Origin of the sequence: Duganella margarita (assembly GCF_009857535.1) — a bacterium.
Lineage (GTDB): Bacteria > Pseudomonadota > Gammaproteobacteria > Burkholderiales > Burkholderiaceae_D > Rugamonas > Rugamonas margarita.
Map to the genome: position 1 here is coordinate 201,186 of NZ_WWCS01000006.1, position 16,964 is coordinate 218,149.

The window sequence follows — 16,964 nt, forward strand, 5'->3', positions numbered from 1 at the left end:
TTTTTCGGTATCGAAAACCTGAAAAAATTGATTGGTTTGTTTTTTCTCCAGCCCATAAGATTTGTTCAACCAGCGCTACCCCCGAGCAGCGCTCTATAAAAACAGACAACACTGGAGACTTATGAAACATACAGTATCCGGGACTTCCATGTCCCAGGCGACGCATCGTCTCGTCCTCAAATCCGGCGTCGCCGTACTGGCCGCCGCCGGCCTGTTGAGCGCCTTCCCAGTTGTAGCACAGGAGACCACCCCGGCCAGCGACGCCGCGCAACCCGCGCCCGAAGCCACCGTGACCGTCACCGGCGTGCGCCGCGCCGCGCAATCGGCGCAAAAGATCAAAAAGGATGCCGATAACGTTATCGATTCGATTGTTGCTGACGATATCGGTAAGTTTCCAGATACCAACGTTGCCGAGACCTTGGCCCGCGTCACCGGCGTGCAGGTCCGTCGCGACGGCGGCGAAGCCAACACCGTGCTGATCCGCGGCCTGCCGGGCATCGCCACGCTGCTCAACGGCCGCGAACTGTTCACCACCACCGGCCGCTACATCCAGCTGGCCGACATTCCATCGACCATGCTGCAACGCGTGGACGTGTACAAATCGCAATCGGCGGACCTGCCGGAAGGCGGCATCGCCGGCGTGATCGATGTGCGCACCAACCGTCCGTTCGACTTCAAGGGCTTTACCGCCGCAGTCAATGGTGGCGCCACCAATAACTCGCAAGCCGAGCGTACCGATCCGAACGTCAGCGGCCTGATCTCCAACCGCTGGAAAACGCCGATCGGCGAAGTCGGCGCGCTTTTCGGGGTTTCGTATGTGCGCAACCATTACTCGGAAGAGCGCGCTTTCAATACCAAGCCGATCGACAAGAGCTGGCTGCTGCCCAACCTGACTGGTCCGGACCTGATGGGCCTGCAATCGATCCATGGCGACCGCCGCCGCACCGCCGCCAACTACGCGCTGCAATGGAAGCCGAACCAGGACCTGGAAGTCTACGCCGAAGGCCTGAGCACGCACTACCTGAACAACTTTGAGACCGACTACCTGGTGGCGCTGCCATGGTGGGGCCCGGGCGACACCATGTCCGGCACCAAGATCCCGGGCTCGAACCAGCTGCAGACGCTGACCTCCAGGAACGTCAACACCATCATGTCGACCCAGGCCAACCGCCAGGACAACGTGACCCAGCAGCACGCCGTCGGCGCCCGCTGGAATGCTGCGCCGGGCCTGCGCCTGACCACCGAACTGGCGCGCACGCTGTCGGACTTCGACTGGCAGAATCCGATCCTGGATACGCTGACCGTGATGCCAACGTCGGTGGTGACCACCAACGCCGGCGGCGGCGCCAATATTTCGTACAGCGGCCAGGACATCACCAACCCGGCCAACTATCGCCTCGACCAGCTGTTCGACCGTTATGGCCACGACCATGGTTCGTCCACCGACTGGCGCGCCGACGGCACCTACACCATGGCGGACGAGGGCCTGTTCAAGGATTTCGGCTTTGGCGTGCGCGCAGCCAAGCGCACCGCGGCGTCCATCAAGTCTTATGAAGGTTCGGTGCTGGCGCCGGACGGCGTATCCGTCACCACCTTGCCGGGCCTGAACTGCACGGCCAGCATGCAGAACAACTGGGGCAGCACCGCCTGGTACACCCCCTGCGCAAGCTACCTGATCTCCAATACCGGCGCGGTGCGCCAGGCGATCACCGGCAGTTCGGCCGGAAAAGCGCTGGACCCTGGCTCGTACTTCGCCGACGAAGAAAAGAACTACGCCTTCTACGGCAAGGCGCACATCGGCTGGGAGACGGCCGGCATTCCGATTGACGGTGTACTGGGCATGCGCGTCACCAAGACCGACTCCGACCTGCTGGGCAATTCGATGGTGGGCACGGCCTATGTGCCGACCTCCAAGACCTCAAGCGACACCGCCTATCTGCCGAGCGCCAACTTCAAGGCATCGCTGCGTCAGGACGTGATTGCGCGCTTCTCGGTATCGAAGACGCTGACCCGTCCTAATTTCAGCGATCTGAATCCAGGCACCGCTTACGTCAACGCCAACGGCACCACCATCCAGGCCACCGCGTCTGGCGGTAACCCGGACCTGAAGCCATTCACTGCCCGTAACTACGACGGATCGCTGGAGTGGTACTTCTCGCCGACCGGCATGGCCAGTGTTGCGCTGTTCCGCCACGAGTTCAAAGGCTACATCCAGAGCAAGGTAGTGAAGGAGACCTTCAATGGCGTCACCTACGACACCACGCGTCCCTTCAATACGGATGACGGCTACCTGCAAGGCGCCGAAGTGGCATACCGCACCTTCTTCGACAAGCTGCCAGGCTGGTTGGGCGGCTTTGGCGTGGAGGCGAATGCCACCTACACCGAAGGCCAGACCAGCACCGCCAGCGATCCAAGCCTGAGCAACAAGCCGTTTGCCGGCATGTCGAAATGGTCGTACAACGTGGTGGGCCTGTATGAGAAATTTGGCGTGTCGGCCCGCCTGGCGTACAACTGGCGCTCGAAGTTTGTGCAGGTCTACAATGACGGCGGTCCGGGCCTGGACCTGATCGCATCGCCGATGTCGTCGCTGGATGGTTCGCTGGGCTACAAGATCAACGAGAATACGTCGATCACGCTGACCGGCTCCAATCTGCTGAACTTCAAGTACACCGACTACTGGAGCAACAAGGCGCTGTACCCACGCGACACCCGTCGTTATGATCGTTCGGTTGGCGTGTTCCTGAACTGGAAGATCTAACTAAGCAGCGCCCCCACCGTCATTCCCGCGCACGCGGGAATCCATAGCCCGCCTGATTGCCGGCGTAGTATGGATTCCCGCTTTCGCGGGAATGACGTAGTCATTTGAAGAGGTAAAAATGTCGAATCAAAAAATGTCGGTGCTGGAGAAGGTCGGTTTCGGTTCGGGCGACATGGCGCTGAATGTGGTGATCTCGTCGATGATGTTGATGATCACTTTCTTCTACACCGACGTCTACGGCCTGAAGACCACCGACCTGGCCTTGCTGTTCGTGCTGGTGAAAATCATCGGCGCCTGCAGCGACCTGGTGATGGGCCAGATTACCGATGCCGTCATGACGCGCTGGGGGCGCTATCGTCCGTGGCTGCTGTTTCTCGCCGTGCCGTATGGCCTGAGCGTGTTCTTCGTCTTCACCACCCCGGACTGGGGCTACAGCGCCAAGCTGGTTTGGGCGTATTCGACCTATATCATCATGACCGTGATGACTTCCGGCGTGGGCGTGTCGTACATTTCACTGCCCAGCACCTTGTCCAACGACCCGCAGCAGGTGCTGTCGGCCAATGGCTACCGCCTGTTCCTGGCCAAGGTCGGCGCCTTCATGGTGACGGTGGTGGTGCCGGTGCTGTCCGAGCGCTGGGGCGCCGGCAATGCGGCGGTCGGCTATCAGGCTGCGATGGCGCTGATGGCGGCGATGGGTGTGGCGCTGTTCCTGTTCTGCTTCTTCACCACCACCGAGCGCGTGGTGCATAAGGTGCGGCGCCAGCCGCTGGGCGACCAGATCAAGGTATTGATGCAGAACGACCAGTGGCTGATCCTGTGCGCCGTGTGCGTGGTCGGCACCATCGGCTACGTGGTGCGCGGCTCGGTGGCCATCTATTACGCCAAGTATTACCTCGGCGCGAACACCGAAACCGTGTCGGCCTTCCTGTCGACCGGCGTGGCGGCGGCCATCCTGTCCATGGTCGCCTCGACCTGGATCACCAAGTTCTATTGCAAGGTCAAGCTGTTCCGCTGGACCCAGATTGCGGTCGGTATCATCAGCGTCGTGATGTATTTCGCGGTCAAGCCGGGCGACACGGTGCTGGCCTTTGCCTTGTATTTCCTGCTGTCGTTCGTGGTGGACCTGCACGCGCCGGTATTCTGGTCGGCGATCGCCGAGACCATCGACTACGGCGTGGTCAAGACCGGTCAGCGTGTCTCCGGTTTCGCCTTTGGCGGCATCTCCGTGTGCCAGAAGGCCGGCATGGGCATCGCCGGCGCACTGGTGGGCGTGCTGCTGACGTACTTCCAATATCATCCCAACCAGGAGCAGAGCGCCTTTGCCATGCATGGCATTGTGCTGATGCTGACGGTGATTCCCGGCTTCTTCCACACCGTCATGGGCCTGCTGATGTTCCGGTATCGTCTCACCGATGCCCGCTACGGCGAAATCAAGGCGACGCTGGTCGCCAAGAATTATGTGGCAGTTTAATTTTTTGGAAAACGACATGGACAACGTTCTTACCCCATTGATCGAGCAGCGCGCCGATCCGCATATCTACCGCCATACCGATGGCTATTACTACTTCACCGCCTCGGTGCCACAGTACGACCGCATTGAACTGCGCCGCGCGACAACCATCGCCGGCCTGGTGGATGCCGAAAAGGTCGACGTCTGGCACAAGCCTGACACCGGCGCTTACAGCGAACTGGTTTGGGCGCCGGAGCTGCACTTCAACGACGGCGCCTGGTACGTTTACTTCGCCGCCGCGCCGAGCCGCGAGATCAAGTACAAGCTGTTCCAGCACCGCATGTACGCGATCCGCAATACGAACGCCAATCCGCTGGAGGGCGAGTGGGAGTTCATGGGCCAGATCGACACCGGCATCGACACCTTCTGCCTGGACGCCACCACCTTCACCAACAAGGGGCAGCTGTACTACGTGTGGGCGCAGAAGGATGTCGCCATCGAGGGCAATTCCAACATCTACATCGCGCCGATGAAGACCCCGTGGCAGCTTGGCGGCCCGCCGGTCATGCTGAGCAAGCCGGAATTCGACTGGGAGATCCGTGGCTTCTGGGTCAACGAAGGCCCGTCTATCCTGAAAAAGAACGGCAAGATCTTCATCAGCTATTCGGCCAGCGCCACCGATGAAAACTACGCCATGGGCCTGTTGTGGGCCGATGAAAACGCCGACGTGCTGGACCCGGCGGCATGGACCAAGGTCAAGGAGCCGGTGCTGCAAACCGACTTTGAACATAAGGTCTACGGTCCTGGCCACAACAGTTTTACCGTCGCGGATGATGGCGAAACGGTGATGTTGGTTTATCATGCTCGTACCTACACCGAAATTATCGGCGACCCGCTGTGGAATCCGGACCGTCACACGTTCGTCAAACCATTGAAATGGGACGAGCAGGGGATGCCAGTATTCGGGAAACCGTCGATCGCCTAAGTCCGCGAACGCACCATATTCTGGCGGCCGAACAGGGAAACCTCTCGGCCGCCTTGTCATTAGAGAGCCAAGATGCAAGCAACCATCACTGAATCCCCATTCGGCACGCTGCCGGACGGCCGCGAAGCCACGCTGTACACGCTGACCAACGCCAACGGCATGGTCGCCAGGATCAGTAACCTGGGCGGCGTGATCGCCGAACTGCACGTGCCGGACCGCGACGGCGTGCTGGCCGACGTTTGCCACGGCTACGACAACGTCGCTGCGTACATGGGCCAGTCGAATTACTTCGGCGCGCTGATTGGCCGTTACGGCAACCGCATCGCCAATGGCCGCTTCATGCTGGATGGCGTCGAACATCAGCTGGACCTGAACGATGGCGTCAACCATCTGCATGGCGGCACCAATGGTTTCCACCGCCAGTTGTGGGATGCCGAAACCTTCAACACGCCGAAATCGGCGGGCCTGATCCTGTCTTGCGTCAGCCCGGACGGCGATCAGGGCTACCCTGGCAGCGTTGAAGTCACCGCCATTTATGAACTGCGCAACGATAACGAGTTGCGCATCGCCTTCCATGCGGTGGCGGACAAAGCGACGCCTATCAACCTGACCAATCACGCGTATTTCAACCTGGCCGGCCAGGGCGACATTCTCGGTCACGAACTGACCATCGTCGCCGACGCCTACACGGAAGTGGGCAAGGGTCTGATCCCGGTCGGCGCGCCGGCGCCAGTGGCAGGCACACCGTTCGACTTCCGCGCGCCGCACACGATCGGCGAGCGGATCGGCCAAAAAAACGCGCAGCTGGACTTTGGCTCCGGCTACGACCATAACTTTGTATTGAAAAAATCGGCGGAAAAAGCGCTGGAAGTGGCGGCACGCGTGGTCGACCCGGCGTCCGGCCGGGTGCTGGAAGTGCTGTCGCAGGAGCCGGGTATCCAGTTCTATAGTGGCAACTTCCTCGATGACAGCATCAGCGGAAAAGGACGCATCTACGGCTATCGCAGCGGCTTCTGCCTCGAACCGCAGCACTTCCCGGATTCGCCCAATCGCCCCGACTTCCCGTCGACCATCCTGCGGCCGAACGAGGAGTATTCCACGGTGATGGCCTACCGCTTCAGCGTAGCCTGACCCATATCGATTTTGATATCGAAGTCGATAAACAATTTATTGGAAAGTTATCTCAGTACATCTTAGTATGCCCTATCGATGCGGGGGCATGACATTCACGTCCCCGCACAGGAAAATACTGAGGAGAATTGCATGTCTGAGAATGACAAAAAGGTGAAGCTGCGCTCCGCCGAGTGGTTTGGTACCCAAGACAAAAACGGTTTCATGTACCGTAGCTGGATGAAGAATCAGGGCATTCCTGATCACGAATTCGAAGGCAAGCCGATTATCGGCATCTGCAATACCTGGTCTGAACTGACACCCTGCAACGCCCATTTCCGCAAACTGGCGGAACACGTCAAACGCGGCATCTACGAAGCCGGTGGCTTCCCGGTTGAATTCCCAGTGTTCTCCAACGGCGAATCGAACCTGCGTCCCACCGCCATGCTGACCCGAAACCTGGCGTCGATGGACGTGGAAGAATCGATCCGCGGCAATCCGATGGACGGCGTGGTGCTGCTGGTCGGTTGCGACAAGACCACCCCGGCGCTGCTGATGGGTGCTGCCTCGGTCGACATTCCGACTATCGTCGTTACCGGCGGCCCGATGCTGAACGGTAAACTGAACGGCAAGAACATCGGTTCCGGCACCGCCGTCTGGCAGCTGCACGAGCAGGTCAAGGCCGGCGAAATCTCGATGCACGAATTTATCGGCGCGGAAGCGGGGCACTCGCGCTCGGCCGGCACCTGCAACACCATGGGCACTGCATCGACCATGGCCTGTATGGCCGAATCGCTGGGCACTTCGCTGCCGCACAACGCCGCCATCCCGGCGGTGGACGCGCGCCGCTATGTGCTGGCGCATATGTCGGGCATTCGCATCGTCGAAATGGTCAAGCAGGATCTGAAGCTGTCGAAGATCCTGACCAAGGAGAATTTTGAAAACGCCATCCGCGTCAACGCCGCCATCGGCGGTTCGACCAACGCCGTGATCCACCTGAAGGCCATCGCCGGCCGTATCGGTGTCGATCTGGAGCTGGAAGACTGGACCCGCGTGGGCCGCGGCACGCCGACCATCGTCGACCTGCTGCCGTCGGGCCGCTTCCTGATGGAAGAGTTCTACTACGCCGGCGGCCTGCCGGGCGTGATCCGCCGCATGGGCGACGGTAACATCCTGCCGCATCCGAACGCGCTGACCGTCAACGGCAAGACCATCTGGGAAAACTGCAACGACGCGCCGATCTACGACGAAGAAGTCATCCGCACACTGGATAACCCGATCCGCAAGGACGGCGGCATCTGCATCCTGCGCGGTAACCTGGCGCCACGCGGCGCGGTGCTGAAGCCATCGGCCGCCACGGCGGAACTGATGCAGCATCGCGGCAAGGCGGTGGTGTTCGAAGACTTCGAGCATTACAAGTCGCGCATCATGGACCCGGACCTGGACGTCGATAAGGACTCGGTGCTGGTAATGAAGAACTGCGGCCCGAAAGGTTATCCGGGCATGGCGGAAGTGGGCAATATGGGCCTGCCGCCCAAGCTGCTGGCGGCTGGCGTCAAGGACATGGTGCGGATTTCGGATGCGCGCATGTCGGGCACCGCTTACGGCACCGTGGTGCTGCACGTGGCGCCGGAAGCCATGGCCGGCGGCCCGCTGGGCATCGTCAAGGATGGCGACTACATCACGCTGGACTGCGCCGGCGGCTTGTTGAATCTGGAGATTTCGGACGAAGAGATGGCGGCACGCCAGGCGGTTCGCGTGCAGGGCAGCGCGCCTGGTCCCAAGACCGGCTACCAGCAGCTGTACATCGAGCACGTGCTGCAAGCCGACGAAGGCTGTGACTTCGACTTCCTGGTCGGTAACCGCGGCTCCGCTGTGCCGCGCCACTCGCACTAATACTACCGTCGTCCCCGCGAAAGCGGGGATCCATACTGAGAAGCGTTCTATGGATTCCCGCCTGCGCGGGAATGACGGCGCTTAGGAGACTCTTCATGTTACTCGTACAATTCAAAAACGAACAAGGCGCGCGCCAGGTCGGCGTGCTGGAACAGAACACCATCCGCATCATCGACGGCTACAGCACCACCTACGCGCTGGCCCAGGATGCGATCCGCAAGTCGGTCGGCCTGGCCGCGCTGGTGGACAAAGTAGTCGGCGCACAAACCGCCGCCTTCGACGCCGTGGCCGCAGCCGGCCGCCTGCTGTCGCCGCTGGATCACACCGACGACGCCCACACCTACGTCACCGGCACCGGCCTGACCCACCTGGGCTCCGCCGACACCCGCGACGCCATGCACAAGAAAATCGGCGGCGACGTCGAATCGCTGAGCGACTCCATGAAGATGTTCCGTATGGGCGTGGAAGGCGGCAAGCCAGCCGCCGGTCAAGCCGGCGTGCAGCCGGAATGGTTCTACAAAGGCGACGGTTCCATTGTCGCCGCCAGCGGCCAGGACCTGTCGATGCCGGACTTCGCGCTGGACGGCGGCGAAGAGCCGGAAGTCGCAGGCTTGTACGTGATTGGCGACGACGGCCAGCCTTATCGCGTCGGTTTCGCCATCGGTAACGAGTTCTCGGACCACGTGACCGAACGCCAGAACTACCTGTACCTGGCGCACTCCAAGCTGCGCGTCTGCGGCCTGGGTCCGGCGCTGCTGGTCGGCGAAGCGCCAGCCAGCATCGAAGGCACCTCCCGCATCTACGACAAGGAAGGCAAAGTGCGTTGGGAGAAGCCGTTCTTCAGCGGCGAACAAAATATGTCGCACACCATCGCCAATCTGGAACACCACCACTTCAAGTACCCGTTGTTCAAGCGTCCCGGCGACGTGCATGTGCACTTCTTCGGCACCGCCACCCTGAGCGTGGCCGACAACATCGTGGTGCAGCCTGGCGAAACGTTTGAAATCGATTCGCCGCAATTTGGCCCGGCGCTGCGCAACAAGCTGGCCGTGTACAAAACCGAAGTCGCGAAAGTGAAAACCTTATGATCATTACTGGTGATGCACTGATCGGCGGCAAAGCCGTCAAGGGCACGGGCGCCGGCGTCCGCGCATACAACCCGGCGCTGGGCCAGGTCATCGAACCTGAGTTCCGCACCGTGGACGCTTCGCAGATCGACCAGGCCTGCCGCCTGGCCGACGAAGCATTTGACGCTTACCGCGCGCTGAGCGACGACAAGCGCGCCACCTTCCTCGAAACCATCGGCGAGCAGATCATGGCGCTGGGCGATGTGCTGGTCGAACGCGTGATGGAAGAAACCAGCCTGCCGCGCGCCCGCGTGGAAGGTGAGCGTGGCCGCACCGTCGGCCAGCTGAAACTGTTTGCCAACCTGCTGCGCGAAGGCTCGTGGCACGATGTGCGCTTTGACAAAGCTCTGCCGGATCGGACGCCGCCGCGTCCCGACCTGCGCATGCGCATGATCGGCCTTGGCCCTGTGGCTGTTTTCGCGGCCAGTAACTTCCCGTTGGCTTTTTCTGTCGCCGGCGGCGACACCGCGTCGGCGCTGGCCGCCGGCTGCCCGGTGGTGCTGAAGGCGCACTTTGCGCACCCAGGCACCTCGGAGCTGGTGGGCCGCGCTGTCGTCAAAGCGGTGGAGATTTGCGGCCTGCCGGCAGGCGTGTTCTCGCTGCTGACCGGTGTGGGCAATGAGCTGGGCATTGAGCTGGTGCGTCATCCGGCCATCAAGGCAGTCGGCTTTACCGGCTCGCGTGGGGGCGGCATGGCGTTGGTGGCTGCTGCCGCAGCGCGTCCGGTGCCGATTCCGGTGTATGCGGAAATGAGCTCGATCAATCCTGTGTTCTTGCTGCCGGAAGCGCTGAAGAACCGCGCCGAGGACATCGCCACCGGTTTCGCCGCTTCGCTGACCATGGGTGTCGGCCAGCTTTGCACCAACCCCGGCCTGCTGCTGGCGATTGATGGGCCGGACCTGCAACGCTTTACCGCTGCCGCTTCGCAGGCGCTGGTGGGTGGCGCGGCCTGCTCGATGCTGTCGCCGGGGATCGCCGGTAACTTCGCGCGTGGCGTAAACCAGTTGGCCGAACATGCGGACGTGACGACGCTGGCGCTCGCGCCGCAAGCGGAAGGCAAGGGGGCGCCGGCGCTGTTCGTGTCGTCGGCAGCGTCGTTCCTGTCGCAGCACGCACTGCAGGAAGAGATTTTTGGCCCGGCGTCGCTGGTCGTGGTGTGCAAGGACGTGGCGGAACTGCGCCAGGTCGCGGAGAAGCTGGAAGGCCAGCTGACCGCCACGCTGATGATGGACGAAGGCGATCTGGAAGCGGCGCAGTCGCTGCTGCCGGTGCTGGAGCGCAAAGTGGGCCGCATTCTGGCGAATGGCTACCCGACTGGCGTGGAGGTTTGCAGCGCCATGGTGCACGGTGGTCCGTTCCCATCGACTTCGGATGGCCGCAGCACGTCGGTCGGCACGGGGGCAATCACGCGTTTCCTGCGTCCTGTGTGCTATCAGAACCTGTCGCAAGCCTTGCTGCCTGAAGTCCTGCGCGACAACGGCTCGGCCACTTGGCTGCGCCGCGAAGGCGAACTAACCCGTAACTAAGACAGCGTCGTCCCGGCGAACGCCGGGACCCATAGAACGCATGCTCAGTATAGGTCGCAGCGGCGCACCGTCCGGCTTTCGCCGGAGCGACAGCCGGGCGAAGATAACAAGGGAGACTGTATGACACAACTGGCCAAGTTCGGCAGCCTGCGCGGCAAGCGCGTATTCATTACCGGCGGCGGCACCGGCATCGGTGAAGCCATGGTGATTTCCTTCGCGGAGCAGGGCGCGCAAGTCGCTTTCGTGGACATCGCCCGCGACGCCAGCCTGGCGCTGATCCGCCGCGTGAAGGAGGCCGGTTACCCCGAACCGCTGTTCCGCCAGTGTGACATTACAGACATCCCTGCGCTGCAGGCCACCATCACCGAACTCGCCGGCCTGGTTGGCGACTTCGATATTTTGGTGAACAACGCCGCCAACGACCAGCGCCACGAAACCGCCGACGTCACGCCCGAATTCTGGGACAAGTGCATTGCCATCAACCAGCGTCCGATGTTCTTCACCTGCCAGGCGGTCCTGCAAGGCATGAAGAAAAAGGGCGCCGGTTCGATCATCAACATCGGCTCGATCTCGTGGCACGTCAAGAACGCCGGCTATCCGGCCTACGCCACCACCAAGGCGGCCACGCATGGCCTGACCCGCGGCCTGGCGCGCGAGTTCGGCGCGCATGGCATCCGCGTCAACACGGTCACGCCGGGCTGGGTGATGACGCAACGCCAGATCGACCTGTGGCTGGACGAAGCGGGCGAAGAAGACATCAAGCGTAACCAGTGCTTGCAGAACAAGTTGATGCCGCAGCACGTGGCGTCGATGGTGCTGTTCCTGGCCGCCGACGATGGCGCCATGTGCACCGCACAGGAATTTATCGTCGACGCAGGCTGGGTATAAGTCATATGTAGTAGCAGCACCGTTCGCCCCCGGAGACACCGCGCATCGACGCGGCGGGGTATCACAACCATAGATAAATGGTAGGAACATGGTGAAGACAACCGTAGTCACGGCGCTGACCTGCGCCGCATCCCTGGCCGCTATCGGCACGCCGCTGGCAGCCCAATCCGCCGCCCAGCCACCCGCCGCGCTGAGCAGCCCGGACAATCACATCGCCGTCACCGTGAGCCAGACTGACGGCCGGCTGACGTATGCCATCGCGCGCGACGGCAAGCCAGTCCTTCTGAAGTCCGAGCTTGGCCTGCAACTGGCCGGCGCCGACCTGACCGACGACCTGACGCTGCTGGCCACCTCCACGCCGCACGCGGTCGAAGACCACTACCAGATGGCCGTCGGCAAGCGCAAAGACATCACCTACCGCGCCAACGAACAAACCTGGTCGCTGCAGAACAAAAAACAGCAAAAAATCGACATCGTCTTCCGCGTATCGAACGACGGCGTAGCCTTCCGCTACATCGTCGCCGACACCTCGCTGCCGCTGAAAAAGCTGGTACAGGAACACACTACCTTCGCGCTGCCAGGCGGCGCCAAGGCCTGGCTGCAACCAATGGCCGTCGCCCAAACCGGCTGGAGCAACACCAATCCATCTTACGAAGAGCACTACCAGATGGAGATCGCCGCCGGCACCAAAGCGCCGACGGAAGCCGGATGGGTATTCCCGGCATTGTTCAAGACCGGCGCCAACTGGGTAGCGATCTCCGAAGCCAATATGGACGGCAGCTGGCAAGCCTCGCGCCTCGCGCAAGATTCAACCGGTGGCATATACAGCATCGGCAACCCGATGGCGGCCGAGGTCTATACCAACGGCGGCCTGATGGCGGAAACGGAAGGCACGCTGACCTCCCCATGGCGCATCATTGCCCTCGGCCCGCTGGCCACCGTCACCAACTCCACGCTCGGCACCGACCTGGCCGCACCCGCAGTTCCCTTTGACGCTGCGCGCGTCAAGCCTGGCCATGCTTCGTGGAGCTGGGGCATCCTTAAAGATGACGCTACCGTTTACGACGTACAGAAGAAGTTCATCGACTACGCGGCGGATATGAAATGGGACTACACGCTGATCGACGCCGACTGGGATCGCAAGATCGGCTACGACAAAGTCAAGCAGCTTGCGGACTACGCCGCCACCAAAAATATCGGCCTTCTGCTGTGGTACAACTCATCCGGCGACTGGAATAAAACAGAGTACACGCCCAAGAGCCAGCTGCTGACGCATGCGCAGCGCGTCAAGGAATTCAAACGTCTCAGTGAGATGGGCGTCAAGGGCGTCAAGATAGACTTCTTTGGCGGTGACGGCCAGTCGATGATTGCCTACTACATCGACATCCTGCGCGACGCCGCCGATGCCGGCTTGCTGGTCAACTTCCACGGGGCGACGCTGCCGCGCGGCTGGAACCGCACCTGGCCCAACCTGATGACCATGGAAGCAGTGCGCGGATTTGAGTTCACCAGCTTTGAACAGGCGGACGAAGACAAGATGCCATCGCACGCGGCCATGCTGCCGTTCGCGCGCAACCTGTTCGACCCGATGGACTTCACGCCGGTGGTGTTTGGCGACATCCCCAAGATCAAGCGCGCCAGCAGCAACGGCTTTGAACTGGCGACATCGGTGCTGTACCTGTCCGGTATCCAGCATTTCGTCGAGATCCCCGAAGGCATGGCGACCGTGCCTGATTACGTCAAAACGTTCATGCAAAACCTGCCGCGCAGCTGGGACGACAGCCGCCTGGTAGACGGCTATCCCGGCAAATACGCCGTTATCGCCCGGCGCGCCGGCGACACCTGGTACATCGCCGGCATCAACGGCGACGCCACCGACAAAACGCTGACGCTGGACCTGTCCTTCATCGGCAACAAGCAGGGCGTCATCATCACCGATGGCGACGGCACGCGCAGTTTTAGCCAGCGCAGCATCGCTGCCGGCAAAAAAGTAGCAGTAACCATCAAGCCGCATGGCGGCTTTGTCATCCAACTATAAAATCAAGGAGACTGAGAAATGAACCCAATCCAACGTGGTGTACTCGCACTGTGCATGATGACCGCCGGTGGCGCATTCGCTGCCGATGCGGTCAGCCTGACCATCGACACCGGCAAGCCAGGCGCGGTGATTAACAAGGACGTCTACGGCCAGTTCGCAGAACACCTGGGCACCGGCATTTATGAAGGCCTGTGGGTCGGCCCAAAATCGAAGATCCCGAATACCAAGGGCTGGCGCAACGACGTGGTCGGCGCGCTGAAAGACATCCACGTGCCGCTGGTGCGCTGGCCGGGCGGCTGCTTTGCCGATGAATACCACTGGCGTGACGGCATCGGCGCGCGCGAGAAGCGTCCGGTCAAGGTCAATACCAACTGGGGCGGCGTGGACGAATCCAACGCCGTCGGCACGCACGAATTCTTCGACCTGGTGGAGATGCTGGGTGCGGACGCCTACGTCAACGGCAACCTGGGCACCGGCAGCGCGCAGGAAATGTCGGAGTGGGTGGAGTACATGACCTCCGACAGCAAGTCGACACTGGCCAATATGCGCCGCAAGAATGGCCACGACAAACCGTTCAAGGTCGCTTACTTCGCCGTCGGTAACGAGGCCTGGGGCTGCGGCGGCAATATGAGCGCGCAGTATTACTCGGATCTGTACAAGCAGGTCGAGACCTTCCTGCGCGCGCCTAAACAGTATCGTCCGAAGATCATCGCCAGCGGCGGCAACGACAATGACATTACTTGGTCCGAGGTATTGAGCAAGGAACTGAAGAAGCAGACCGACGGCATCAGCTTCCACTACTACACCATCCCGACCGGCAAGTGGGAAGTAAAAGGCGCTTCGACCGGCTTCCAGGAAAACGAGTGGATCTCTACCTTGTCCAATACGATGCGCATGGAGACGCATATCCAGAAGAACACCGCCGCCATGGACAAGAACGATCCGGAAAAGAAACTGGGCCTGTTTGTCGACGAGTGGGGCACCTGGTATGACGTGGAGAAGGGCACCAATCCTGGCTTCCTGTTCCAGCAAAATACGCTGCGCGATGCGGTGGTCGCGGCGCTTAACTTCAACATCTTCCACGCCCACGCAGACCGCGTGCGGATGACGAATATCGCGCAGATGGTCAATGTGCTGCAGTCGATGATCATCACCGACAAGGATAAGATGCTGCTGACGCCAACCTACTACGCCTACCAGATGTACGTGCCGTTCCAGGGCGCGACTTCGCTGCCGATCTCGTTGAAGGATAATCCTGACTACAGCGCCGGCGGTTTCAGGGTGCCTGAGATTAGCGCTTCGGCTGCGCGGGGTGCGGACGGCAAACTTTATGTGGCGCTGGTGAACACCAATCCGAACAAGCCTGCCGATGTGGCGCTGAATATTCCGGGCCAGACCGTCAAGTCGGTGAAGGGTAATCTGCTGACCGCGTCCGCCATGGATACGCATAACACCTTCCAGTCGCCGAATGCGATCAAGCCTGTGGCGTTTAGCGCAGCAGCCGGCGCGGATGGCAAGCTGACGGTCAAGGTTCCGGCCAAGGCTGTCATCGTGGTAGCGGTGGAGTAAGCACGTGGACGACGCTAAAATCACGCGCCGCAAGGTGATTACGGCCGGCGGTGTGGCGCTGGTGCTGGCCGGCTGCGGCGGCGGGGGAGGCGGCAGCACCGTCGCCGCCACGCCGACGCCGACACCAACGCCCACTCCGGCCCCTACGCCAACGCCAGTGCCTACGCCGGCGCCGACGGTCATCACGTTCGCCGAAGCCTCGGTCCACGATCCGTCCGTCATCAAGGTGGATGGCACGTTCTACGTCTTCGGCTCGCACCTGGCTGCGGCCAAGTCGACGGACCTGATGAACTGGACCAAGATCGCCGACAACGTCACCGCGACCAACCCGCTGTTCAATAACGTGGTGACCGCGTTGGCCGACACTTTCGCCTGGGCGCAGGTCACCGACCTGTGGGCGCCGGACGTGGTCAAACTCGCCGACGGAAAGTTCTACCATTATTACTGCGCCTGCAAAGGCGACTCCCCGCGCTCGGCGCTGGGCGTCGCGGTGGCGGACAAGGTGGAAGGCCCGTATGTCAACAAGCAGATCCTGCTCAAGTCGGGCATGTGGGGCTTGCCGGGCGAGGACGGCGTGACCATCTACGACGCGCTGACCATGCCCAACGTGGTGGACCCGAATACCTTCTTCGACCAGGCCGGCAAGCTGTGGATGATCTACGGCTCTTACTCTGGCGGCATCTTCATCCTGGAGATGGACACCACCACCGGTTTGCAGAAGCCGGGCCAGGGCTATGGCAAGCATCTGCTGGGCGGTAACCACGCCCGGATCGAAGGCGCCTATGTGCTGTATAGCCCGCAGTCGAAGTTCTACTACCTGTTCACGTCCTTTGGCGGGCTGGATGCGAACGGCGCATATAACATGCGCGTATCGCGGTCGCTGAATCCGGACGGTCCGTATGTGGACGCGAAGGGCAACGACATGGCCAACGTCAAGGCCAATCCGGCGCTGCCGCTGTTTGACGATGCGTCGATTGCGCCATATGGCCAGAAGATCATGGGGAACTACCAGTTCGCGCTGGCGGCCGGCGAGAGCGGAACGCCTCTGGGCTATGTGTCGCCGGGCCATAACTCGGCTTACTATGAAGCGTCGACCGGCCAGCACTTCCTGATCTTCCATACGCGCTTCCCGAACCAGGGGGAGCTGCATCAGATCCGCGTGCATGAGATGTTCATCAATGCCGATGGTTGGCCGGTGGTGGCGCCGTTCCGCTACGCGCCGTTCAGCAAGAATACGACCGCGCTGTCTGCGGTGGTGACGGCGGCCGATGCGGTGGGCACGTACAAGATGGTCAACCACGGCAAGGATATTACGACGACAATCAAACAGTCTGCGACTGTTCTGCTGGCGTCGGACGGCACGGTCACCGGCGCGGCGACGGGCACGTGGAAGCATGATGGCAATAACAAGGTCACGCTGACGCTTGGAACGACCGGTACTTTCTCTGGCGTGCTGTCGCGCCAGTGGAATACCAACGCCAGCGCGTTTGTGGTGACCTGGACGGCGCAATCGGTGGACGGCGTGTCCATCTGGGGCGCCCGGATCGGCAATTAACCCGCCGTCATTCCCGCGCAGGCGGGAATCCATAGAACGCTGGCCAGCTTGCGGCGTATGGG

General features: G+C 61.5%; 11 protein-coding genes. All 11 read left to right on the plus strand.

All coding sequences use genetic code 11. The features are described from left to right. Positions 1-121 precede the first annotated feature (121 nt). The 11 genes from GTP55_RS11765 (at position 122) to GTP55_RS11815 (ending at position 16,902) form a co-directional block, all read left to right on the plus strand. Positions 122-2,758: a TonB-dependent receptor gene (locus GTP55_RS11765; protein ID WP_161045115.1), complete on the plus strand. Its 2,637-nt coding sequence runs from the start codon at positions 122-124 to the stop codon at positions 2,756-2,758. 118 nt (positions 2,759-2,876) lie between these two features. Then, positions 2,877-4,229 (plus strand): MFS transporter, encoded by a 1,353-nt coding sequence (locus GTP55_RS11770; protein ID WP_161045116.1) that lies wholly within the window; start codon positions 2,877-2,879, stop codon positions 4,227-4,229. A gap of 16 nt (positions 4,230-4,245) precedes the next feature. Continuing rightward, positions 4,246-5,193, plus strand: a complete 948-nt coding sequence (locus GTP55_RS11775) for a glycoside hydrolase family 43 protein (RefSeq protein ID WP_161045117.1) — start codon at positions 4,246-4,248, stop codon at positions 5,191-5,193. A 72-nt stretch (positions 5,194-5,265) separates the two neighbouring features. Beyond that, positions 5,266-6,324 (plus strand): aldose epimerase family protein, encoded by a 1,059-nt coding sequence (locus GTP55_RS11780; RefSeq protein ID WP_161045118.1) that lies wholly within the window; start codon positions 5,266-5,268, stop codon positions 6,322-6,324. A gap of 132 nt (positions 6,325-6,456) precedes the next feature. Beyond that, positions 6,457-8,199, plus strand: coding sequence for an IlvD/Edd family dehydratase (locus tag GTP55_RS11785; protein WP_110849403.1), 1,743 nt, complete (start codon positions 6,457-6,459; stop codon positions 8,197-8,199). 95 nt (positions 8,200-8,294) lie between these two features. Continuing rightward, a complete protein-coding gene (gene araD1 / locus GTP55_RS11790; protein ID WP_161045119.1) occupies positions 8,295-9,287 on the plus strand; it encodes an AraD1 family protein in 993 nt (330 codons plus the stop codon). Continuing rightward, a complete protein-coding gene (locus GTP55_RS11795) occupies positions 9,284-10,852 on the plus strand; it encodes an aldehyde dehydrogenase (NADP(+)) (protein ID WP_161045120.1) in 1,569 nt (522 codons plus the stop codon). The genes araD1 and GTP55_RS11795 overlap by 4 nt, the downstream gene beginning before the upstream one ends. A 120-nt stretch (positions 10,853-10,972) precedes the next feature. Continuing rightward, on the plus strand, positions 10,973-11,740 hold the full coding sequence (locus tag GTP55_RS11800) for an SDR family NAD(P)-dependent oxidoreductase (RefSeq protein ID WP_161045121.1): 768 nt from the start codon (positions 10,973-10,975) through the stop codon (positions 11,738-11,740). Between the two features lie 91 nt (positions 11,741-11,831). Further along, positions 11,832-13,778: a glycoside hydrolase family 97 protein gene (locus GTP55_RS11805; RefSeq protein ID WP_371868332.1), complete on the plus strand. Its 1,947-nt coding sequence runs from the start codon at positions 11,832-11,834 to the stop codon at positions 13,776-13,778. 18 nt (positions 13,779-13,796) lie between these two features. Further along, on the plus strand, positions 13,797-15,347 hold the full coding sequence (locus GTP55_RS11810) for an alpha-N-arabinofuranosidase (RefSeq protein ID WP_161045123.1): 1,551 nt from the start codon (positions 13,797-13,799) through the stop codon (positions 15,345-15,347). A 4-nt stretch (positions 15,348-15,351) separates the two neighbouring features. Then, the gene (locus GTP55_RS11815) at positions 15,352-16,902 is read left to right on the plus strand and encodes a glycoside hydrolase family 43 protein (protein ID WP_371868333.1); all 1,551 of its coding nucleotides are present in this window, start codon (positions 15,352-15,354) and stop codon (positions 16,900-16,902) included. The last annotated feature ends 62 nt before the right edge of the window (positions 16,903-16,964 follow it).